This window comes from Planktothrix serta PCC 8927, from assembly GCF_900010725.2.
GTDB lineage: Bacteria > Cyanobacteriota > Cyanobacteriia > Cyanobacteriales > Microcoleaceae > Planktothrix > Planktothrix serta.
Map to the genome: position 1 here is coordinate 1 of NZ_LR734870.1, position 23,772 is coordinate 23,772.

The 23,772-nt window shown below is 38.1% G+C and carries 11 protein-coding genes; 4 read left to right on the forward strand and 7 right to left on the reverse strand.

The genetic code is table 11. From position 1 onward, the window contains the following. The first annotated feature begins 106 nt into the window (after positions 1-106). On the forward strand, positions 107-1,816 hold the full coding sequence (locus PL8927_RS12760; RefSeq protein WP_083622006.1) for a glycosyltransferase family 2 protein: 1,710 nt from the start codon (positions 107-109) through the stop codon (positions 1,814-1,816). A gap of 409 nt (positions 1,817-2,225) precedes the next feature. On the opposite strand, the gene PL8927_RS28845 is transcribed toward PL8927_RS12760, so the two are convergent. Together PL8927_RS28845 and PL8927_RS12770 are read right to left on the reverse strand one after the other, a co-directional pair. Then, complete coding sequence (locus tag PL8927_RS28845) at positions 2,226-2,414, reverse strand: tetratricopeptide repeat protein (protein ID WP_156093189.1); 189 nt, start codon at positions 2,412-2,414, stop codon at positions 2,226-2,228. Positions 2,415-2,442: 28 nt separating this feature from the next. After that, complete coding sequence (locus PL8927_RS12770) at positions 2,443-4,032, reverse strand: tetratricopeptide repeat protein (RefSeq protein ID WP_083622008.1); 1,590 nt, start codon at positions 4,030-4,032, stop codon at positions 2,443-2,445. Between the two features lie 166 nt (positions 4,033-4,198). Between PL8927_RS12770 and PL8927_RS12775 the strand changes: the two genes are divergently transcribed. Together PL8927_RS12775 and PL8927_RS12780 are read left to right on the forward strand one after the other, a co-directional pair. Continuing rightward, on the forward strand, positions 4,199-5,290 hold the full coding sequence (locus PL8927_RS12775; protein ID WP_083622207.1) for a glycosyltransferase: 1,092 nt from the start codon (positions 4,199-4,201) through the stop codon (positions 5,288-5,290). 54 nt (positions 5,291-5,344) lie between these two features. Then, positions 5,345-7,510 carry a sulfotransferase gene (locus PL8927_RS12780; RefSeq protein WP_083622011.1) on the forward strand — a complete coding sequence of 722 codons (2,166 nt, stop codon included), beginning with the start codon at positions 5,345-5,347 and terminating at the stop codon, positions 7,508-7,510. A gap of 122 nt (positions 7,511-7,632) precedes the next feature. Here the strand turns inward: PL8927_RS12780 and PL8927_RS12785 are convergent, their stop codons facing one another. Continuing rightward, the gene (locus PL8927_RS12785) at positions 7,633-8,880 is read right to left on the reverse strand and encodes a tetratricopeptide repeat protein (RefSeq protein ID WP_083622014.1); all 1,248 of its coding nucleotides are present in this window, start codon (positions 8,878-8,880) and stop codon (positions 7,633-7,635) included. A gap of 200 nt (positions 8,881-9,080) precedes the next feature. On the opposite strand from PL8927_RS12785, the gene PL8927_RS12790 reads away from it, so the two are divergent. After that, on the forward strand, positions 9,081-14,396 hold the full coding sequence (locus tag PL8927_RS12790) for an FkbM family methyltransferase (RefSeq protein WP_083622016.1): 5,316 nt from the start codon (positions 9,081-9,083) through the stop codon (positions 14,394-14,396). An 85-nt stretch (positions 14,397-14,481) separates the two neighbouring features. Here PL8927_RS12790 and PL8927_RS12795 read toward each other — a convergent pair whose 3' ends face one another. From PL8927_RS12795 to PL8927_RS12810, 4 genes are all read right to left on the reverse strand, one after another. Next, positions 14,482-15,453 (reverse strand): methyltransferase domain-containing protein, encoded by a 972-nt coding sequence (locus PL8927_RS12795; protein ID WP_083622019.1) that lies wholly within the window; start codon positions 15,451-15,453, stop codon positions 14,482-14,484. A gap of 98 nt (positions 15,454-15,551) precedes the next feature. Continuing rightward, on the reverse strand, positions 15,552-19,019 hold the full coding sequence (locus tag PL8927_RS12800; protein ID WP_083622021.1) for a tetratricopeptide repeat protein: 3,468 nt from the start codon (positions 19,017-19,019) through the stop codon (positions 15,552-15,554). Between the two features lie 101 nt (positions 19,020-19,120). Then, a complete protein-coding gene (locus tag PL8927_RS12805) occupies positions 19,121-21,085 on the reverse strand; it encodes a glycosyltransferase family 2 protein (RefSeq protein ID WP_083622023.1) in 1,965 nt (654 codons plus the stop codon). A gap of 140 nt (positions 21,086-21,225) precedes the next feature. Continuing rightward, positions 21,226-23,760 (reverse strand): tetratricopeptide repeat protein, encoded by a 2,535-nt coding sequence (locus PL8927_RS12810; RefSeq protein WP_083622025.1) that lies wholly within the window; start codon positions 23,758-23,760, stop codon positions 21,226-21,228. Positions 23,761-23,772: the final 12 nt, after the last annotated feature.

Consider the following 23,772-nt stretch of genomic DNA (forward strand, 5'->3'; position numbering starts at 1 on the left):
TAAATCTTGAAACCCTTTCACTTCTTACTGTTCCCTGTTCCCTGTTCCCTGTTCCCTTTCGCGTAGCGCTATAGCAGAAACCATTGAAGATTAGCGAGGATATATTGTGACAGCGACCCCTTTATCAATTTCTCCCCAGATTCAACCCTCGTTAACAATCACGATTTTTGCAGTTCCTAAACCGTTTCGAGGTCAGATTGGTCTGATTCAACGCAATGCCATTCAAAGTTGGTTACACCTGCAACCCCAACCGGAAATCATCTTATTGGGAAACGATCAGGGAACAGAAGCAACGGCTAGGGAGTTTGGTTTACGCCATATTCCTGACGTGAAACTTAATTCTCAAGGAACTCCCCTGTTAAATAGTATTTTTTTCCAAGCATCCCAACAAGCAACTCACCCGATTTTGACTTATGTTAACTCGGATATTATTTTAACCCGTGATTTTCTGCCAACAGTTCAACAAGTTATCCGCCAATACCCGCAATTTTTAATTCTAGGAAGACGTTGGAATATTGATATTACTGAACCCCTAAACTATGATAATCCCAATTGGGAACAAAATTTGCGCGATCGCCTTCATCAAGCGGGAACTTTCAGTGGAGTCGGCGCGTTAGATTATTTCGTGTTTCCCAAACCCCTATTTTCCCAATTACCCGAATTTGCTATTGGACGAGCAGGCTGGGATAACTGGATGGTCGGGGAAGCTCTTAAACAAAATATTCCGGTAATTAATGGGAGTCAATTAATTACGGCTATTCACCAAAACCACGATTATAACCATCTGTCAGGACGGCGTTTAGAAGCTTTTCAAGGAATAGAAGCACAACAAAATCAAACCTTCCTCCAGGGTCATTTGGCGGGAAATAGTGCTGATGCAACGGTTTACTTAACTCCCCTATCTTCTAACCACACTCCTAGAGTTAGTGTGATTATTCCTAACCTCAACGTAGAGACGTTGCAGGCAACGTCTCTACTACAGAATCAAGCCATTGATAGTGTTTACCAACAAACTTTTACCGACTTTGAAATTATCGTAATTGATGATAGTTCTACCGACGAAATGCGATCGCAACTTCAAGCAAAATATCCCTTAATCTATTATATCCATCAACCCGATCAAGGGATAGTAGCGGCTTGGAATCGGGGTCTGGATGTCGCTCAAGGGGAATTTATCACCTTTTTGCACCCTGGGGAGGTCTTTTTACCGGACAAACTCGCCCAGCAGGTCGCCTGCTTTGAACAGAAAGCAGGTTCTTTAGAAATAGTTTACAGTTGTTGGCAAACCTCTCCACCCACTAATATTCAAGCCTTTCAGTCGGTTCTACAAGGGCGGGAAGGGTTGCACGGTGTTCATGCTTGGATGTTACCAACCCTGTGGCAATTTATCCGAACTAGCACTATTTTATTTCGGCGCAGTTGGTTACAGCGTTATGGTGGTTTTAATATCTTTGTGGGCGAGGCGACCTCGCCCCTACAGCCCCAGGCTGCTACCCTTGACTTACTCCTAAATTTATCCTCAAGGGGGGCGGCGGCGGTTTGTTTGGAACAGCCAACGGTTTGCTGTTTGGAAACCCAACCGTTAACGCCTCAAATAATTAGTCAAATGGCAGCCGAGTCAGAACAACTTCTACACAACTATTTTTCTCGCCCTACCGTTAAACCTTGGATGCGTCCCCTGGAGTCCCAAGCCTATGCTCAAACTTTCCTGTGGTTAGCAAGTTTGATCTCTAATAGTGGAGACAAACAGCAAGAAGCAAAATTCTTAGACCGTTATCATTATTATTTGAGAATCTTGAAATCAAGAACTGCATAAAAGTGTATTTTTGTCAATCCCCTCGATATCGGCTTTCTCTCCTGTTCCAAAAACTCGTGCATCGCCTACTCCTGATTAGGGCTAAAAACTATTAAATTTGCTTAATATTTAACCAAGTTATAGGCTTATAGCCCCCATTTTTGCATTTAGACAGAGTAACCCCTTGGGTGATGTTTTTTTTAGTCTACCACAACCCCGATGATACTGTCAACTTTTTGAAAATAATTTTCAATAAAAAATCTTGATCTTTTAAATTTTAAAATCAATTCCTGTTAAACATAAAATAAAATTATGTAAATCTCGATAGGGATCTGTGATCAGGGTCAAGCCTAATTTAACCACAAAGACACAAAGACACAAAGACAGGGAGCGTGTTTTCACTCGTTGGCTATTCTATTGTTCCTTGATTTTACATAGATTGCTGGAGTTCTAATAACGCTTCTCCTAAATTGCGATAAAACCATAAATGAATCGGTTCTCCTTGCAATTCTATCCCTTTTTGATAACAATTAATCGCTTCTTTTAAATAGCCTTGACGATGTAATTGTTGTCCTAGATCCTGATAAATCTCAGGATCGGTAGGACTATTTTTATGAATTTCCCGATAGCGAAATAGAGGATCTAAGTTAACTCCCTTTTTTTTTTGAAATCACACGACCCATCGCTTCATAAGCTAAATCAAAATCTGGTTTGAGGTTAATAGCTTTTTGCAAATAAGCGAGTGCATCTTGATAGTTTTCCTTCTGTTCTAAGGCTTCTCCCCAATGTAAATGAATATCGGGAGAATGGGGATAAATTTCACAAGCACGCCGATAACAACTAATGGCTTCATCCCACTTTTGTAACATCGCAAAGGTATGACCTAACAGGTGATAAGCAATCGGAGATCCAGGGTTGAGAATACAAGCTCGACGTAAAGCTACAATTGCATTTTCAATGTCACCTTGTTGTCGGAGAGTTTGTCCTAAATTTTGATAAGATTCAAAGGAAGCAGGAATAAACTCTTGGGTACGACGATATTGAGCGATCGCTTCTTCAAATTGACGTTGTTTGTCTAAAATTTGTTGTAAGCGAAATTGAATTGTACTAGGATTTTCTGGATTTAGTTCTAAGGCTTGGCGATAGGTGGCGATCGCTTCTTCCCATTGATAAAATTGCGCTAAAGCCTGTGCTAATTCATCATATAATTCAGCCGAGGTAGGTTCTAAATGACAAGCTTGACGATAAACTGTAATCGCTTCTTCCCAATTATAAACTTGAACCAATGCTTCAGCTAAACCCCGTTGAGATTCAACAGAATCAGGATTAAGTTCAATACAACGCCGATAAACCGTTACAGCTTCTTCCCATTCATTTTGTTTAGCTAAAGCTTTTCCTAACTGTTCATAAGCCTCTACAAAATTAGGATGGAGTTCACAAACTCGACGTAAAGCGATGACAGCTTCTTCCCATTCTTGTTGATGAATTAATGCTGTTCCTAAATGATAATAAGCTTCCGCCGAATTAGCATTAACTTGACAACATCGACGAGAGAGGTTGATAATTTCCTGCCATTGTTCCTGCTGTTCTAAGATTTCTCGCAAATTCTGGTAAGCTTCGATTAAATTAGGATTCAATTGACAAGCCCGACGATAATTGTTGACGGCTTGATCAGTTTGACCCAATTGCTCTTGAAGTTTGGCTAATTCCAAATAACATTCTGACCAATAGGGGTTAATTTGTAAGGCTTGATGGTAAGCAGCGATCGCTTCTTCTGCTTGGTGCTGTTGTGTGAAAGCCTGTCCAAGATGGTAATAGATTTCCCCATCCTTGGGTTGAAGTTCTAACGCCTTGTGAAAGGAGGAAATCGCTTCGGGAATATTACCATCTTGAGTCAGAGCGATGCCCAAATTCATGTAAAATTCATAAAAACTGGCATCAAGAGCAATCGCTTTTTGAAAGCAACGAATCGCTTCCTTTGAATGTCCCGCTTGCAGTTTGACACTCCCTAAGCGATCATGAAACCAAGGGGAATTAGAGTTGAGATCAACAGCTTTTTGGTAAGCGGCGATCGCTTGTTCAATACTTCCGGTGTTGACGAGAGCTTCCCCTAAGTTATAGTAAGACCAAGCCGACGTCGGATTTTCCTCAATCGCTTTCTGGTAACTTTCGATGGCATTTTCAAACTGGTTTCTTCTTAACAGTTGATTGGCGGTCTCAAAATAGCTAACACTCATACCAAAATTCTCAATAAGTTCTATGATTTAATTAAAGGCTCAGGGATATTTTAGGAAAGCTGAAAACAGGAGCAAAAGAGTTAGAGATTAATAAGTTAATCACTACTTGATTGTTCCAATTGAGTTTTCACCCAGGTCTACCTATTTTAAATTTTACACCGAATTTATGCCATTGTCTTCTTCCCAATTACAAAAAATTCGAGACCAACTAGAGCGATCGCAGTCCTGGTTACAGGAAATTCAATCTGAGATAGAATCCTGTCAATCTCAATCAACTCTACCCTTTTCGTCCCCCGCCCTGACTAAACCCTCTCGTCAGTCAATTTTATTTTACCGAGATTATGGGGGGTTCACAGGGGGACATTTAAAAGTTTGGGATTATTTTAATCATGTCACATTTTCACAGAATTATTCTCCCTCTATTTATTTTACACCTCAAAGTAGTTGGGATAAAAATAATCCTTGGTTAAACCTTGAGCAAAGTTTTATCTTATCTCAACCCTTAGAGTATCCAGATCTAATATTTATGGAAGGGTTAGATTGGCAGTTACTAGATGAACGCTATAAACACAATTCACCTATTCCTATTATTAATCTAATTCAGAGCGTTAGACACGCCTATCCTGATAATCCTCGTTATCCATTTTTGCAATATAAAGCAATTCGGATTTGCGTTAGTCCCGAAATCAAACAATATTTAGAAATCCAAGCTAAAGTGAATGGAGAATTATTAGTCATTCCCTGTGGCTTAGATCGGACTCAAATTCCTGAATCGTTAGATTGGGAACAAAAGGATGATCATATTTTAATTGCAGCTTTAAAAGAACCTGAACTAGGACAGACCTTAAAAATAGAATTAGAAAAAATAGGAAAGAAAGTAGAACTACTAACAGCACAACTTACGAGAACAGAATATTTAGACAAGTTAAATCGTGCTAGAATAACGGTATTTCTTCCGAATCAAAAAGAAGGAGAGGGGTTTTATCTTCCTGCTTTAGAAGGAATGGCGGTAGGAACACTGGTAATTTGTCCAGACTGTATTGGCAATCGTTCTTTCTGCATTTCAGGGTATAATTGTTTCCGTCCTCACTATCGGGTAGAAAGTCTATTGAATGCGATCCAACAAGCGTTACAATATTCTCAATCTCAAGTTCAGGAAATATTAACCCATGCCAAACAAACTGCCAATGAACATAATCTTCTCAAAGAGCGTCAAGCCTTTTTAGAGGTTCTCGATAATATTCGAGAAATTTGGTAAAACAGACAACCCCTTTATACTAAAATTATTTAATTGACATAGTATTCAAAAATTATGCAAAAATCCAACAGCGAACAAACCGTTTTCATTATCACCGGAATGCACCGTTCAGGAACATCCTTAGCAGCATCTATTCTTCAGAGTGCGGGGGTTCATATAGGTCGCCGCTTAATGGAATCTACCGAGTTTAATGCAAAAGGACATTTTGAAAACCTAGATTTTTTTGAATTTCATTTAGATGCGTTTCGTTCTGTCGGTGTTAATATTGATGGATGGACACTTCAGGAAAATCTACAGGTTGATGAACCCTTAATTGATCGAGCTAAAGAACTAATTGAACGCAACTCTATCAGTTCTGTTTGGGGATGGAAAGAACCTCGAACTACCTTATTTTTAGAATTTTGGGCAAAATTGTTACCGGAAGCTAAATTTTTATTAATCTATCGTTCTCCTTGGGAAGTCGCCGACTCTTTGTATCGGAGACAGGATGAAATTTTTCAAAGTCAACCCGAATTAGCCATTAAGTATTGGCAGCATTATAATCAAAAAGTCATCAATTTTTATAATCAGGAGCAACATCGTTGTCTATTGGTGAATATTCAAACCCTGGTCAAATACCAAACAGCCTATATTGATACAATTAATCAAAAATTTAATGTTAATTTAAGTTATCCGGCTCCCACAGCTTACGATCCATCTCTTTTGAAAACAGGAATTTCATCGGATAGCCAGCACCCTAGTTTGATTGACTATTATTTTCCTGAAGCGATAGAACTTTATCAAGAACTCGAAGGAAGAGGATGGCATCCTGAACAAACACCGGACTTTTCTTGGCAAGAATTATTAAAACCCACTCTTTATAAAACTTGGGTTTTTCAAGATTGGGCTAATTTACGCCGATTAGAACAAGACAATAAATTACTGAAAGCTCAATTGCAAGAAGAAAAAGCTGAATTACAAGAAGCAAAAGCAATTCAAGCTGAATTAGAACAAACAAAAATTCAGTTGAAAACGGCGGAATCTCTATTAGAGCAATCTCAAACTCAGTTACATGAAACAGAAACTGTTTTAGAACAATCTCAAGAACAATTGCAAAAAACTGAGTCAGTCTTAGAAATCTCTCAAAAACAATTGTGTCAAAATCGCGATCAATTGAACCAGACTAATTCGGAGCTAGAGAAAACTAAGACACAACTTTATCAAGCTCAATGGGAAGCCCAGCGTTATCAGTTTCAGTGCCATGAGTTGGAAGAAAATAAGGTTCAACTTCAGAAAATTCAGTGGGATGTGCAACGATATCAATCTCAGTTACATCAAACGCAGGAAGAATTGGAATACTACGAACTTCACCGTCAAGATTGGGAAAATTCTCAATCTCAACTCTATGAAAATGAGGTGGCTTTAAGCCAATTAAGAATGCAGTTACAACAAACAAAAAAACGTGAACAAAGGTTTCAGATTCAATTGCATCAAAGTTTAGAAGAATTAGAAAAAACCGCAAATAACCTAAAACAAGAACAAGATAATTTGCAACAAGCAAACCATCAAGTTAAACAGTTAAAACGAGATTTAAAACGATCTAATTCTCAGTTTTATCAAGTGCAAAGCGAGTTAGACTTATATCATTCTCAACTTTTAGAACTTACAGACCCCACATCTAATGTCAATCAAACTAAACGAGAATTAAAACAAAAACAAGCCCAAGTTAATCAACTGCAAACGGAATTAAAGCGATCGCAGTCTCAACTCCATCAACTTCAAGTAGAACTTTCCCAATCTCAGTTACAAATCGAGCAAATTCAAGAACGGCAACGGCTGGAGCAAACCCTCACTGATGATCCCCAAAAACACAGCGATATGGACTACAATCTCCTAATTTGGGATGCGTGGAATGCTTATCGCAATGGTAAACTGTCTCAGATGAAAGCGCACTTACAAAAAGCCTTGAAGTTAACCAAAACCTCTCCTAGCGAAACCGTCCTAACCTGGTTAGAAAGTTTTTCTAAATTGTCCTTAGCTCAAGGAGTGGAACTAGATTCCCACAGTTTAACTAATTCTGATGAGTGGAAACAGTTAATGCGACAAATGACTGCGAAAAAAGGTGTTTCCTTAACCCCAACCGATAATTTTCTGCAACCGGATCGAACAATGGAGAAACAGTTGGACAAGTTGCAAACTGTTGGGACAAAAACCAAAGAGACCGAAACCGAATCAGAATAAACTAGCCTAAACTCAAGAAACCGGGTTTCTAACCCCAACTCAAGAAACCAAGAAACCGGGTTTCTAATTTAGGTGAATTGCATCTTATCAAAATCTGTTGAGAAACCCGGTTTCTGATCTCCCTAACCGTCAGTCTGGTTAAGTTGAGCTAAAGCATGATTTAACTGCGAGTAAATAGCCTCTGAGTTGGGATTTAACTCAATAGCTTTACGATAACAACTCACCGCTTCTTCAAGATCAGCATGAGCATCTCGTTCTAGGGGTTGAACGTGAGAACGCTGTTCTAGTGCATCTCCTAAATGCCCATACACCACATCAGACAAACTGATATCTAATGCTCGACGATAGGCTAAAATCGCATCATCCCAACGTTCCAGTTGAGCCAGAGCAAACCCCAAATGATCCTGAGCTTCCAGGGAATTAGGTTCTAAATCTACGGATTTCCGATAAGCCGTAGCCGCTTGTTCCCAATGTTGTAACGTCGATAACCCATCCCCCAAATGTTGATAAATAATCGCTGAGGTGGGAGCTAGTTCTAAAGCTTTCTTATAAGCTGCGATCGCCTCTTCCCACTGATGTGTTAGGGATAAGGTATGTCCCAGAAAATGATAATAAATCGCGGAGTTGGGGTCATGTTCGGTGGCTTGGCGGTAGTAGGCGATCGCCTGCTGATATTGACCTTGATCTCGGAAAATCATCCCTAACTGATAATAACTCCAAGCGGATTTAGGGTTAATCTGAATTACATTTTGGTAAGCAGCGATCGCCTCCTGAATTTGATTATTGGCCTTTAACGCTTCTCCCAACTGCTGATGCAGTTCTCCATTGTTAGGAGTCAGTACAACTGCTTTATGCAAATAAGCAATCCCTTCGGTTCTCCGTCCTTGTTGAGCAAAAGCTTCCCACAAATATTGATAACAGGAGCTCGCATCGGGTTCGAGTTCAATTGCTGTTTCTAGGGAACTGATGGCCTCCGAAAAATGTCCTTGTTGACAGAGCAGTTTTCCTAGACTCTGCTGAAACTCATAAAAGTCAGGATTGAGTTCCACCGCCCGACGATAGGCTTCTGTTGCTTCGGGGAGTCTCCCCTGTTGCTCTAAGAGTTCTCCCAGGTTATAGTAAGACCAAGCCGAGTTAGGGTTCAATTCGCAGGCCTTTTGGAAACTTGCGATCGCCTCCTCAACCTGACCCAGTTGAGCCAGGGTTTCCCCTAAGTTATGGTGATACCAGGAAAAATTGGGTTTTTCAATGATGGCTTGGCGGTAGGCAGTTAAAGATTGATTAAGTTGATTAAGTTGTTGATATATATTGCCTTTAGTGAAATAATCGTTGGAGGTTGTTTTGGAAACCACGGCAGGAGAAGCATTCATGTTCTTAATTTTAACAAGCTAAATTTTTTATACCATAAATCTGTAAAAAATTGCTATATTGTCTGTGCAACTTTAGCAACAGGTTGGCTAAATTAGCTTGTTTTCAAGCTACTCTTAAGTGTAAATGATTAGAAAAATAGGTGTCTACTATCTTAATTTAAAATACTTATTTTTTAGATAATATCAGGAGAAAAAAGCGAATGATAACAACAGATTTGATTAGCCAATTTGTAGAAAGTGGTAACTTAGTTTTTGATGTTGGAGCAAATATTGGTCAAAAAATAGATGCCTATTTGGAGAGGGGGGCTAAGGTTGTCTGTTTTGAACCTCAACCTTATTGTGTCGAAATTCTCAATCAAAAATATCAAGACCATCCTGATGTTATTATCCTTAACAAAGGTTTAGCAGAAAAACAGGGAGAAATGCAGTTATCTATCTGTGATAATTCCAATGTTTTATCAACGTTTGCTGAACACTGGAAAACAGGACGATTTTCCCATGTTAACTGGGACAATACAATTTTAGTAGAAGTCGCAACCCTAGATGCAATGATCCAACAATGGGGCAAACCTCATTTCTGTAAAATTGATGTTGAGGGATTTGAGTATCCGGTTTTGCAAGGTTTATCTCAACCCATTGCTTATTTGTGTTTTGAATTTACGGCTGAATTTTTGGATGAAGCCAAACGCTGTGTAGATCATTTAGAGCAATTGGGATATAAACAGTTTAACTTCGCTACAGGGGAAGAACAAAAATTAACTCTGACAGAGTGGGTAAGTGCTGAAGGGTTATTGACAGCAATTTTAGAATGTAATAATTCTCTATTATGGGGTGATATTTATGCAAAATATGATCAGCAACCTCCAATAGGACATCAAGCTCCGGTCACAAGCGCAAACCCAGAAATGGTAGCCAGTGGTGAAATTGAAATTATTCATCGGTATATATCCGATCACCAAGTTATTTTTGATGTCGGTGCTTATATTGGGGACTGGACGAAAGAAGTTGTCAAAACAGCCTCGAATTTAGAAATTCATTTATTTGAACCCAATCCGATTGCGTATCATAAACTGCTGCAAAATCTGCATCAATTTTCATCTCCTGATACTCAATTAGTCCCCCAAAATATGGGGGTAGGTTGTCAAGAAGGAGTCCAAACATTTTATCGTTATGGTTCTTTACCCGTTTTAAGCACCTTATACCGCCGAGTCGCCGTTGAACAAGAGGGACTTCAAACACCGGAAGCATTTACAATTTTAACTACTACCCTTGATCAATATTGCCAACGCCAAGCGATTGAACGAATCAATTACCTAAAAATTGATGTTGAGGGGGGAGAATTAGATGTTTTATTGGGTGCTGAAGTATTACTCAAAGCAAATAGAATTGATTATATTCAATTTGAATATGGGGGAACTTATATTGATGCGAATATTACCCTCAAACAAGTTTTTGAATATTTACAACAGTTTCGATATTCAATCTTTAAGATTAAACCCAACCAATTAGAATATATCCCTGAGTTTAATTCTGAGCATGAAACCTTTGCATTTAGCAACTTTTTAGCAGTGAATGAACGATTTCACTGTCCTGCTTATCAAGGACAGAATGGAATGTTAGATTTACAAAAACTTTGTCAGAAACATAATATTGTCCCTCGTGGCGTTATTCATATTGGAGCGCATGAAGGGTCAGAATTGCAATCCTATCAAGCGATGGGAGTCCCAAAAGTTTTATTCATTGAAGCTAACCCAACTGTATTCGAGCGTTTACAGCAAAAAGTTGCTGAATTTGAGAATGTACAAGCGGTGAATTATGCCATTACTAATGAAAACGGGAGAATTAATTTACGAGTTACTTCCTTTGACCAAAGTAGTTCGATTTTACCCTTAAAACATCATCAAGATATTTATCCACAGATAGTAGAAACTCATCAAGTTAATGTAGAATCTCGAACTTTGGATACATTACTATCTGAATTAGGACTCAACCCTGTTGACTTCAATCTGCTTAATATTGATATTCAAGGAGCGGAATTGTTGGCTTTGCAAGGTGCAAAAAATTGGTTGCGATATGTAGATGTAATTAATACAGAAGTCAATTACAAAGAACTCTATGAAGGCTGTGCATTAATTGATGATTTAGATGAATTTTTAGATCAATATGGCTTTGAACGAATTGCAACCATCACACCTCATCATCCTGACTGGGGAGATGCTCTCTATATCAAAAAACCTGTGATCACAGCATCCCTATTAGGAGAAGCTAGTTTTGGGCGTTTAGGAAATCAAATCTTTCAATATGCTTTCTTAAAACTATACGCTCTTGAGCATAATTTACGAGTAGAAACGCCCGCATGGATTGGTCAATATTTATTTGGTCACAATGATCCTTTAATGTTGAATCCTTTACCTCAAATTCAAGAACAGCAACAACCTTACAAACTTTCAGAATCAACAATTTTGAATGCAAAAAATCCATTTAAAAATGTGGATTTTCAGGGATATTTTCAATTCCATACCCAATACCATGCTCGACACAAAGAGTATTTTTGTTCTTTGTTTAAACCTGTACCCGCTCTTGAAAGTTTACTTCAAGAAGCCGTTCATTGCTTGCGTTTGAAAGGAAAAACTGTGGTGGGAATTCATTTACGGCGTGGAGATTATCAGGTTGTCAGTAGTGTCGTCCCTTATTTAACCGTTGTTCCCACTCAATGGTATCAGGACTGGCTTAAAGGCTTTTGGGAAACTTTAGATGAACCTGTGCTATTTATTGCCAGTGATGAAGTAGAAATGGTGATTGATGATTTCTCGGACTATAACCCGATTACCATCCATGATTTAGGAATTGATTTACCTCAAGCTCCTTTCTATCCAGATTTTTATATTTTGAGTCAATGTGATGTTTTAGCAATTTCAAACAGTACCTTTTCATTTGCAGCAGCCATGCTAAATGAACGCTGTAAGTTTTTCTTCCGTCCTCACTTGCACCAGAAAAAAATGATTCCTTTTGATCCCTGGAATAGCGAACCTTTATTACGTGAGCATCCTGATCATACAGAAAATCATCCGTCTCACCCCTTACTCCAAGTCAACTCAGTTGAGTCAGAGAATTCGGAATTACTCTGGGGACATCATATTGATGCTCCTGCTGTTGGCAAATTAGTGGTTAGCCAAGTTTTAATTGGTGGTTGGGTGATTGGAAAACAGTCACAAGCAGTGGTTGTTGAATTGATTCACCAGGGTCAGGTGATTCGTCAAATTCCTGTGGGTGACATTCGTACAGATGTTGCTCAATCTTACCCAGATGCTTCTTTTTCACTCGAAAGTGGTTATGCAGCTTTAATTAAAGTTCCTGAAACACAATCTAGTTCAGAAATTCAGATTCAAGTTGTTTTAGCTGATCAAACCTGTGTGAAATTAGGTGTTATTCACTTTCAACCTACAGAACAAAAATGGTCTGTAGTTTCAGTTGCTAACCGCAAACCCCGAAAACAATGTGAACTTAGTATTTGCGCGATCATGAAAAATGAAGCTCCCTATCTGATGGAATGGTTGGAGTTTCATAAACTGGTTGGGGTGGAACGATTTTATCTCTACAACAATAACAGCACTGATGAAACCCTAGATATCATAGAACCCTATATTAAATCTGGCCAAGTAATTTTACACAATTGGCCGTTTAGCCCTGGACAACAAACATTAGCTTATGAACATTGTTTAGAAACCTATTGCTTTGAATCCCAATGGATTGCATTCATTGATCTAGATGAATTTTTATATCCCACTGAACATCGGAATTTAAGAGATGTCTTAAAAGAGTTAAGTGAAGTGCCCGCAGTGGGAGTGAATATGCTTTATTTTGGCACATCAGGTCATCTGACCCGGCCCGATGGGTTACAAATTGAAAACTTTACAATGCGAGGAACTGATGATTTTAAAGATAATAAACTGATTAAAAGCATTGTTCATCCTGATCTGGTGCTTCCTCCTACTTGTCCTCATTTTTTCCCTCCCATCAATCCACAAACCTATGGTGTAACGGAAAACCAACAACCGCTTTTAAGTTCTATGACGGCTGAGGTTTCTGTGCAGAAGCTACGGATTAACCACTATTGCACTCGTTCTCAGGCAGACATGATCCAAAAAGCAATGCGAGGAGATGCCTTTTTCCCCTGGCAAAAAAGTTTGGAAGGTTTAGAAGATTTGAATCGAAATGATATTCAAGATTTAACAATTCAGCGTTTTGTTGCTCCCTTAAAGCAAGCATTACAATCTAAGATGAGTCAGTTACCAACTGCTCAAATTCTAACTGAAAAATGGGGTTTACAGTCTCAAGTTAGTCAGCTTAAAATTGAGCTAGAGCAATCACAAATCAGGTTATATAAATCCCTCTGGAAAAAAGCGAGTTTATATCATCCTTATTTTCCCCAGCAGTCCAAAATGAAATGGTTTTTTGCCATTAATGATGAAAGCCCATATTTTGCTGCTTATGCTCAAATGTTGAAAGTGGCTGTTTACACAGCACGACAATATACTTCCCTTGAACCTTTCTGTATTTATGATGGTCAAGAGAATGAAGTAACAGAGTGGATGCGGAATCAAGGTGTCACTATTATTCATCACCGAATTCCTCATTATGAAAAATTGAAGTCTGACTTTTCTTGGTCTTTAAATGTTGCATCGGGTGCTTTTCTAAGAATTGAAATTCCGACAATTATGGAACAGTATCAGATGGATGATGAGTATGTTCTTTATACGGATTGTGATGTGATGTTTTTAAATGATGTTGTTGACTATTTACAAGGAATAACTTGCCAATATATTGCGGCTACTCCAGAACATGATCCCAATGATTGGAGTTATTTGAACAGTGGGGTGTTATATATGAATATCAAAAACCTGCAAAAAATTAACCAGGAATTTAACACCTTTATTGATGGAAATTTAGATAAAATTATGCAGTTGGCTTATGATCAAGGTGCATATAACCTATTTTTTACGGGTAAATGGGATCGGTTAGATGTGGGAATGAACTGGAAATCCTATTGGTCACTTAATTGTGATGCAAAAATGATTCATTTTCATGGGCCAAAACCTAATCAAGAAGTTCCTCATCACTTAGGACACTTTGCGACTCAAACCTACTGGGAAAATACAGAAATTTGGAAAGATAAGTATCAAGAATTAGAAGACAACCATGCTGAATTAAAAACCCAACAGGAATTAGCAAAAACCCAATCTGAATTACATAACATCAAAGAAGAATTAGAGCGATCGCAATCTCAATTCGATGAAGTTTTAGCAGAGTTAGAAGAAGCTCATCTGCAACTGCACCAAAACTCAACAACTAAACCTGGAGAATCTGTTGCGACTGAATTACACCAACAAAAAGAGTTAGAAGCTGTTCAAAAAGAGCTTGCTAAAACTCAGTCAGAACTTCATACCACTCAAGATAAATTAAAAAGCCTAACAGTTCTTTTAACACCTGTATTAGAGACAATTAATCAACTGTAAAACTTTTATAAATAGAAAAATATTTGCACTTTTTAACCGAATTGCAAGTATTTTTCGTATTAACAATATCTACAGAATGTGGTGATTATTGTGGCTTAGGATAATAACTTTCAGACTCTAACACATCATCTAAGGTCACATCCCATCTGAATTTATCATAATTTACTTCCCCAACTTTTTTAGCTAAAATAGCAACTCCTCCAAAACCCGGTTGTGTTGCCAGTAATTCTTGGGGTGAATTAACCTGATCCAAATGAAGGCGCAAAGGCGCAAAAAGACCGGATTTAATAATCTCAAATCCTAAAGCTGGAGAAAATAGTACCCTTAAACCTTCATCAGAAAAACGCCAAAAGTCCCAAGGTTTTTCATGGCTAGGCCAAGCAAAATGACTACTATGGTAAATAATACCACCGACTTCAATAATTTTACTAATTTCTCTAGCAACGATCCAAGGCATTGCTAAATGTTCAAAGACAGAGATAGAAAAAATTGCATCAAATTTTTGATTCCCAAAGTATTGAGAAAGTTTATGAGCATCTCCAACAACATCCGTATTAGAGTCTGGATAATAGTCAAACCCAGTATAAGATTTAGAATCAGGAAATAAAGGTCGCTTGCTGGCACTTCCAGGAGAAACAATGCGGGAACCAATTTCTAAAACATTAAGATGATTTTGGTTAACTAAATTAATAAAATCATTAAATAAACTACCAGCATCAATATAGTCTATAGGAGGCAGAGGCAACGACCCGTCAAAAACAAGTGTTTTTTGATAAGTTTCACCTTGACTGTGAGTATTAAACGTGACTTGATGTTGGCTTAAACGAGGGAGATGAACTACAAAACCACAATTCCGAGTTTGATACTGGGGATAAATAGCAGTTACATCAGGACGAGGATACCATGCAGTAATCGGGACTCTATTCCCACCTACAGAAATTTCTACTTTTTCTAATGCTCCTTTTTTAGAAATTAGCCAGCCTCTAATAGTAATAGAGTAATCATTTGACCAAGACTCATCTATTGCTACAATTATCTTGTCGTCTTCTGCAATCATAAGTGGATTTCCTGGATATTCAAAAAATTTTCAGGTGAGAATCATAACTGTTACTATCTATTACTAGACAAAAATTCCGCTAGTGAATAATAACATAACTAATTATCCTGCACTTTAATACTAAAGTTCTGACAAACTCTTGTCAAGTGAGGACTATAACAAGGATCATTATCAATATACTTTTGCCAACGTCCTTCAATAATATTTGATTCTCGCTTTAGACGTTCTTTCTTTTCGGGTGTATCTTCATAACCTCGACTTTTTGATTCATGGTGATAAAGGGTAACGTGAGGTAAATACAAGTTACGATAGCCTTGATCTAACATTTTTAAACACAAGTCTACATCATTATAAGCGACCGTCAACTGTTCATCAAAACCCCCTATTTGTTCAAATACTTCTCGCCGACACATCAAACAAGCTCCGGTAACCGCAGAAACATTATTAAACCCAATAACATTGCCAAAATATCCGGGGATATCAGAAGACATGGCATAATATCCATGCCCGGCAACGCCCCCTAATCCCATGACAACGCCAGCGTGTTGAATCGTATTATCTGGGAATAATAATAACACTCCTACCGCACCAATTTGAGGACGTTGAACTTGTTCTACCATCGCATTCATCCAGTCAGGATTAATTACTTCGGTATCGTTATTTAAGAATAGCAGATAATCTCCCGTTGCTTGACTGACTCCATAATTATTAATTGTGGAGAAGTTGAAGGGAATATCTAATCGATAACATTTAAACCGTGAGGGTTCCTGAGAACTCCACTTAGAAAATACTTTAAAGGTATAGTCTTGAACGCTACCATTATCAATGATAATGACTTCATAGTTGGGGTAGGTTGTTAGAGTAAAAATAGACTCTAAACATCGGTCTAAAACTTCCCCTAAATCTCTTGTTGGAATAATGATGCTAACCTTCTTATAATCGGTAATTTCATACCGGACTAAATGATGTCCTAAAAATCCCGGAACTCCTGTTACTATTCCACACTCTCCCCGTCTATTTAACGCATCCTGAATAGCTTTTTCTGAGGCTATATAAGCATAGGGTTTTGCTTCACTTCCCCCTGCTGTTGAACCCGAGTGCATTCGCCAGTGATATAAAACTTTGGAAATATGAGCAATTTTTTGGGTTTTTTCGGTAAATCTCAAGACTAAATCATAATCTTGAGCGCCTTCATATCCGATTCTGAAACCTCCAATTTCTTCTATAATAGAACGTCGGTAAGTTCCTAAATGGCAGGTATACATCCGAGACAAAAAGGATTCAGGGCACCATTCTGGTTTAAAGTAAGGATTAACTAAGTTACCATTGGGACTAATTTTATCTTCATCGGAATAAATCATATCTAAATCAGGATTTCGATTTAATAATAAAGCAACTTCATATAACCCATCGGGAGTAATTAAATCATCATGATCCAGCAACGTAATAAATTCTCCTGTTGCCAATTCTAAAGCGGAGTTAGAGGATTCAGAAATATGACCATTTTTAGTTCTATAAATGACTTTTATTCGGGAATCTTTGGCTTTATATTCTTCTAAAATTTTCTTAACGTGGGGAGAGGGAGAAGCATCATCAGCAATACAAAATTCCCAGTAGGGATAAATTTGATTAATCACAGATTCTATGGCGTCTCGGAGAAATTCTTCTGGGGTATTATAAACAGGCATAATCACGCTGAATACGGGTTTATAGCTGAATAATTCCATTGTTTCTGCCATTTTGATTAAATCTGCTGCTCTAGGAAAGTTCTTGTCTCTCCAGAGTTTATACATATAATCTTCAACTAGAATTTGATCTAAAAGTGCTTTTTTTAAACCATTGAAATCAATTCCTAATGCGGGATCAAGTTCGGATGCACGTCGATAATGATGTAGAGAATCTTCTATTTTACCTTGTTTAGCTAAAGCGGTTGCTAAGTTACAGTGTGACCAACCAAAATGAGGGTTGATTTCTAAGCATTTGCGGTAAGTTGCGATCGCTTCTTCTGCATTACCTTGTTTTTCTAAAGTATCAGCTAAATTATGATAAGACCAGTAAAAACTAGGATTTAATTCAATAGCTTTTTTATAAGATAAAACCGCTTGTTCAAATTTCTTTTGGCGTTGTCGAATATCCCCTAAATTGTGATAGGAACCAAAAAAGTCAGGGTTTAATTCAATCGCTTTTTGGTAGCTTTTTGCTGCTGCTTCCATTTCACCTATTTTTTCTAAAGGTTCTCCTAAGTGATGGTAAATATCCGATGAATTTGGGTTAATTTCTAAAGCTTTATTGTAAATAGCGATCGCATCTTCAAACTCACTCATCCTGACAAATGCTTCTCCCAACTTTAGCAATAGTTCAAAGTCTTGGGGTTCAGCATCTTTGACTTTTTTATAATAAATCAGAGCTTGTTCACGCTGATTTTTACTCCATAATAAATTAGCGTATTCCCAACATAAATCTAAGTTATCCGGCTGAGATTTTAACAAGGTTTGATAGGCTTCTATATCCCCACTATTAGATTCAATAGACTTTTTATAATATTGATTTGCTTTTTCCAAATCTGCGGGGGTTCCTCGGTCTTTTAAAGCATCTGCTAATCGAGAGTAAATATCTGTTAAATTAGGATTTAATTCTAAAGCTTTTGAATAGGAAACGATCGCAGCATCCCATCGTTCTAATTTGGCTAAAACTTCAGCAAAACTCTGATGACAATCTGCTGATTCAGGATTTAATACAATAGCTTGAGAATAAGCAGAAACGGCATCTTCCCATTGATTGAGTTGAGCAAAAACATTCCCTAAACCGTGATAAAATATCGCTGTATTGGGTTTAATTTGAATCGCTTGGGAATAAGCGTCAATAGCTTGATTCCACTGTTTAAAATAAACATAAATATCTCCTAGCACATGATATATTTCTGGCGACTTAGGGTTAAATTCCTGGGCTTCTAATAATATATTTAGAGCTTCATTAAACAAACCTTTCTGAACTAATACTTTGCCTAATATTTGATAAGCATCTCCTAAATTGGGATTGAGATCAATCGCTTTTCGACAATAATCTATTGCTTCATCCAGTTGACCCCGTTGAGCTAAGGCTTCTCCTAAATATTGATAAGCGATCGCATCTTCTGAGTTAAGTTCCAGAGCTTTTTGATAGTAACTAATTGCTTGATCTAATTCTCCTTTTTTAAATAGAGCTTTCCCTAAACTATTATAAAATTCCGTAGCATTGGGATTAATATCTATCGCCTTTTTAAACACCTTAATTGCATCGGGTAAATTCCCCAATTTTAATAAAACTTCTGCTAATTGGTATTGTGACCAAGCTGAATCAGAATTTAATTCAATAGCACGCTGAAACGCTTGTATTGCTTCTAATAGTTGATTATTTTCAGCTAACGCTTCCCCTAAATTATGGTAAATCCAATGAAACTTAGGGTTTAATTGTGCAGCCTGACGATAAGCCATAATCGCAGCTTGTAACTGACCTGATTGTTTCAGTTGATTCGCTTCTTCTAGTAAATTTGTAGCGGTTTTCAATGTGTTAGATTTAGATAGCATTGTTGATATTTCCTGAATATTCCTAATGTGAATTAACTAATTTATTAGATGATCTGTTAAACCTGTTTTGGTGCGTGCGCTTTCGCTTACGCACCCTACATTTAAGGGTTGATTTTTAGCTTAACCTGTCCAAATTTAGCATAAGTTTCGTTATTTAGAACAGCTTGGAATAACAATTCTGTTTGTCCAGACAAATTTCTGAGTTCAATCGTTTCACAAAATCCACAAAACTCTGAATTTGGGTTTTCAGGATGTAGTAAGCGAACATCAGGACGGGTGAAGTTAGCAGGAATTTCCTTAATAACTTGACCGTGATTTCCTATAATTTGAACAGCAGTTATTTTCTGCTGTTTCCCCAGTACCCAACCTTTAAAAGTAATTTGGCTAATTCCCCAATAAGTTTTAATTTCAGGTTGATCTATCGCACAATCCTGTAATACTCTATCATCAAATTCTATGAAAACATCAAAAATTTCTACTTCAGCAAATTGCCTTAAACTATAATCCGATGCAGACAACGTTAAATTAGGATTATAACAGGGATCGTGATCAACATAACGTTGCCATCTTTGTCGTGTAATCGCCACTTCCTGCATAAATCGTTGTAACTTATCCGGTGTTGTATCATAACCTCGACTCTTGGATTCATAATGATATAAAACAACGTGAGGTAAATAAATATTCCGATAGCCTTGTTCAACGATTTTTAAGCAGAAATCAACATCATTATAAGCCACTGCTAACTGTTCATCAAATCCCCCCACTTGTGTAAATATTTCTCGCCGACACATCAAACAAGCTGCTGTCACCGCCGAATAATTACTAATAGAAATAATTTGACCATAATATCCGGGGTCTGTTTCCGATGCCAGGCGGTGACTATGGGCGGCAAAATGACCAATTCCCACCACAACGCCAGCGTGTTGAACGATTTTATCAGGATACCGTAATAACGCACCCACAGCACCAATAGAAGGCCGTTGGGCTTGTTCTACCATGGCATCAATCCAATCAGGATGAATGACTTCGGTATCATTATTTAAGAATAGCAAATAATCCCCAGTGGCTTTGCTAACGGCGTAGTTATTAATCTTAGAAAAATTGAAAGGAATATCTAAAGGATAATATCTAAACCGAGTGGGTTCTTTTTCTTGCCATTTTGCTAAAATTTCCTGAGTTTCTGCTTCTGTACTGCCATTATCAATCACAATCACTTCATAATCAGGATAAATGCTAAGAGTAAAGATAGATTCCAAACAGCGATTTAAGATTTTTCCTAAATCTTTAGTTGGAATAATAATACTCACCCGCTTGTAATCTAAAATTTTATAGCGGATTTGATAGTGTCCTAAATAAATCGGAACATCTTTAACAATTCCCGGTTCTTTTCTGCGGTCAATTGCATCTTGTAACGCCCGTTTAGCGGCTTCATAAGCGTAGGGTTTCGCCTCAGTTCCTCCGGCGGCAGAACTGCTATGAATGCGCCAGTGATAGAGGATTTTAGGAATATGAAAAATATTATCGGTTTTTTCAGTAAATCTCAAGACTAAATCATAATCTTGACTGCCTTCATATCCGGTTCTAAAACCTCCAATTTGATTAATAATTTCCCGGCGATAAACTCCGAAATGACAGGTATACATCCGAGATAAAAAGGAATCAGGACACCAATCTGGTTTAAAGAAATGACCTGTTAATTCGCCTTTTTCATTGAGTTTATCTTCATCGGAATAAATCATATCCGCAGTCGGATGTTGATTTAATAAACTCACGACTTCATATAAGGCATCGGGAGTTAACACATCATCATGATCTAATAACCCGATAAATTCTCCCGTTGCTAACTCTAAAGCAGAATTAGAAGTTGCAGAAATATGACCGTTTTTAGTTCTAAAAATGACTTTAATTCGGCTATCTTGCTGTTGATATTCTTCTAATATCTGTCTAACATGAGAAGCAGTTGAAGCGTCATCCGCAATACACAATTCCCAATTCGTATAAACCTGATCTAACACCGATTGAATCGCTTCGCGGAGAAACGTTTCAGGGGTATTATAAACAGGCATAATAATACTAATCAGGGGTGTAGTGAGCCCTTTAGGGCTATGATCCCTGAAGGGCTCACTACGGGTTGTGTTGTATTTTAGCCACGCCTGATAGAGTTGTTCATACTCAGATTGAGATTGAGAGACGGAAAAGTAGGGCGTTAACCTAGCTTTTTTTTTTCCACAATTCCCTCTAATTTTGCAATCACTTCGGGATGCTCCGGTTCTAAATCCAATGCCATTTGATAGAATACAATCGCACCATCCAAATGATTATGATTCACTAAAGTATTGGCTAACTGAATATACAATTGGGGATCATCGGGTTTAATCTCAATTGCTTTATGATAAGCTGCAACATGATCAGGGTTTTCTTGAATCACTTGATAATAATAATTTAAGGATTCCTGTAAATCCAATTTAGCTCGATTTCTCAACGCATCGGCGAGTTTTTCTTGAATATTCGGTAAATCAGATTGAACTTTAATCGCACCCCGATAGGCTACAACTGCTTCTTCCCAATTTTCTAATTGAGTTAAAACTTCTCCTAAATTATAGTAAGACCAAGGGAATTGAGGATTATGTTTAATCGCATTTTGATAAGCAGGAATTGCCTCTTCCCAGCGTTCTAATTGAACTAAAGCCTCGGCTAAACTATTGTGTGACCAAGAATAGGTTGAATCCAATGCGATCGCATTTTGATAAGCAGAAACCGCCTCTTCCCAGCGTTGTTGTTTAAACAAAATATCCGCTAAATTATTATGTGTCCAAAATACACTCGGATTAAGTTCAATTGAACGCTGATAAGCAATAATTGCCTGTTCAAACTGTTCTTGATCTCGGAGTAAATCCCCTAATTTTTGATAAACTTCGGCATTATTTCCATCAAGTTCGGCAGATTTTTGATAGGCGGGAATTGCGGCTTGCGCTTCCCCAACTTTTGCCAGTGCATCCCCTAAACCTTTATAGGCTTCTGCATCTCCACTGGGATTCATCTGTACTGCTTGACGCAAGACTTTAACAGCATCTTGCCAATTTTCTTGTTTAACTAAAACTTTGCCTAATCCATAATAGGAAGACACCAATTTAGGATTTAAAGCAATTGATTTTTGATACAGGTTAACCGCTTCATCTAACCGCCACTGACGATTAAAAATCTCCCCAACTTTGTAATAGGCAACGGCTTGATTAGCATCTAACCCCAAAATTTGGTTATAAACCCTGATCGCCTCATCCCAACGTTCTTGATGACTAAAGAAATCGGCAAACCCATAATAAAATTCTAATCGGGAGGGTTCTAATTCTAAGGCTTTTTGGTAAGCATGAATCGCCCCTTCTAGTTCCCCTTTTCTATAATATAATTGCCCTAACTGATAATAAGCTCCTGCCAACTCAGGATTTAATTGTAACGCCTGTTGATAAGCGCCGATCGCCTCATCTAATCGACCTTGTTTAAAGCGGGTATTTCCTAAATTAAAATGTTCTTCGGCTGTAGCTTTTTCTGGTTCTAAACTATAGGCTTTTTCCAAACATTGAGAGGCTTGATCTAACTGCCCCATTTGGGTTAAAACCTTAGCAAAATTGCGATAAACCCCAGCAAAATCCGGCTTTAAATTAACAGCTTGTTGATAATAGGAGGCAGCTTTTTCTAACCGTTCTTCTTGAGCATATAAACTGCCTAAATTTGCATAAACTTCGGGATATTGGGGCTGAATTTCTAACGCCTTTGAATAACAGCGAACTGCCGCCGACATTTCCCCTAAAATTTGTAAAGCATTGCCTTGAATTTTATAAGCTTCTGCTAAATCAGGTTTTAATCGTAACGCTTTTTGACAGGCTGCGATCGCTTGATCCCATTCTTTCAAAGCACAATAGGCCTGAGCTTGTTTTAAATAAGTTTGGGGATTACTGGGATGATTCATCGGGGGTGTTATCCCATTATTCACCGTTGGCTGTTGAGTCGCCCCGGCCAAGGTATCTTGAGGAGAAAGCTCAACATTCACCGTTGTTCTTGTTGCTGTGGCGGCGGCTAAGGTATCCGAAGGTGCGAGAGGAGTATTGATCTCAATCGCTTTGCGGTAAACCTGTGTTGCTTCCTGCGCCTTCCCCTGTTCTTTGAGGAGGGTTGCCAAACCTTGATGGGCTGCTGTTAAATTAGGATTGAGTTGAATAGCCCTGCGATAACAGGCTTCTGCTGCTTGGACTTCCCCTTGCTGTGCTAACTGATGACCTAAGTTTAAATGTTCTTCTGCTGTTGCTTTATTGGGTTCTAACCTCAAGGCCTGATATAATGCTTTTGCTGATTCCTGTGGTTCGTTGAGTTGTGTCCAAACTCTCGCCAAATTGCGATAGGCCCCTGCGAAATCCGGTTTTAGCATCACAGCTTTTTGATAACAAGCGATCGCCTGTTGCCATTGTTGCGCTTTAGCGTACAGACTCCCCACATTAGCATGAACTTCTGCCCAATTGGGTTGAATTTCCAACGTCCGGGTATACCAGTGTTGCGCCTCTTGGGGTTTCCCTTGGCGTTGTAATATATCCGCCATCAGTTTACAACCGGGTGCATAATCAGACTGAATTTGCAACAACTGGTTACAAGCCTTGATTGCATCCTCAAATTGTCCTTGATTAAAATAGATTTCTGTTTGTTGATGAAGAAACTGTACACTGCGGGCAGCGATTTCGTTAGGTAACATAGTAGGTTTCAG

Excerpts from the sequence above, each read along its gene's own strand:
- PL8927_RS12800 (WP_083622021.1), bottom strand. The coding sequence starts at position 19,019 with ATGCTATCTAAATCTAACACATTGAAAACCGCTACAAATTTACTAGAA.
- PL8927_RS12805 (WP_083622023.1), bottom strand. The coding sequence starts at position 21,085 with ATGCCTGTTTATAATACCCCTGAAACGTTTCTCCGCGAAGCGATTCAA.
- PL8927_RS12785 (WP_083622014.1), bottom strand. The coding sequence starts at position 8,880 with ATGAATGCTTCTCCTGCCGTGGTTTCCAAAACAACCTCCAACGATTAT.
- PL8927_RS12790 (WP_083622016.1), top strand. The coding sequence starts at position 9,081 with ATGATAACAACAGATTTGATTAGCCAATTTGTAGAAAGTGGTAACTTA.
- PL8927_RS12810 (WP_083622025.1), bottom strand. The coding sequence starts at position 23,760 with ATGTTACCTAACGAAATCGCTGCCCGCAGTGTACAGTTTCTTCATCAA.
- PL8927_RS12780 (WP_083622011.1), top strand. The coding sequence starts at position 5,345 with ATGCAAAAATCCAACAGCGAACAAACCGTTTTCATTATCACCGGAATG.
- PL8927_RS12770 (WP_083622008.1), bottom strand. The coding sequence starts at position 4,032 with ATGAGTGTTAGCTATTTTGAGACCGCCAATCAACTGTTAAGAAGAAAC.
- PL8927_RS12775 (WP_083622207.1), top strand. The coding sequence starts at position 4,199 with ATGCCATTGTCTTCTTCCCAATTACAAAAAATTCGAGACCAACTAGAG.
- PL8927_RS12795 (WP_083622019.1), bottom strand. The coding sequence starts at position 15,453 with ATGATTGCAGAAGACGACAAGATAATTGTAGCAATAGATGAGTCTTGG.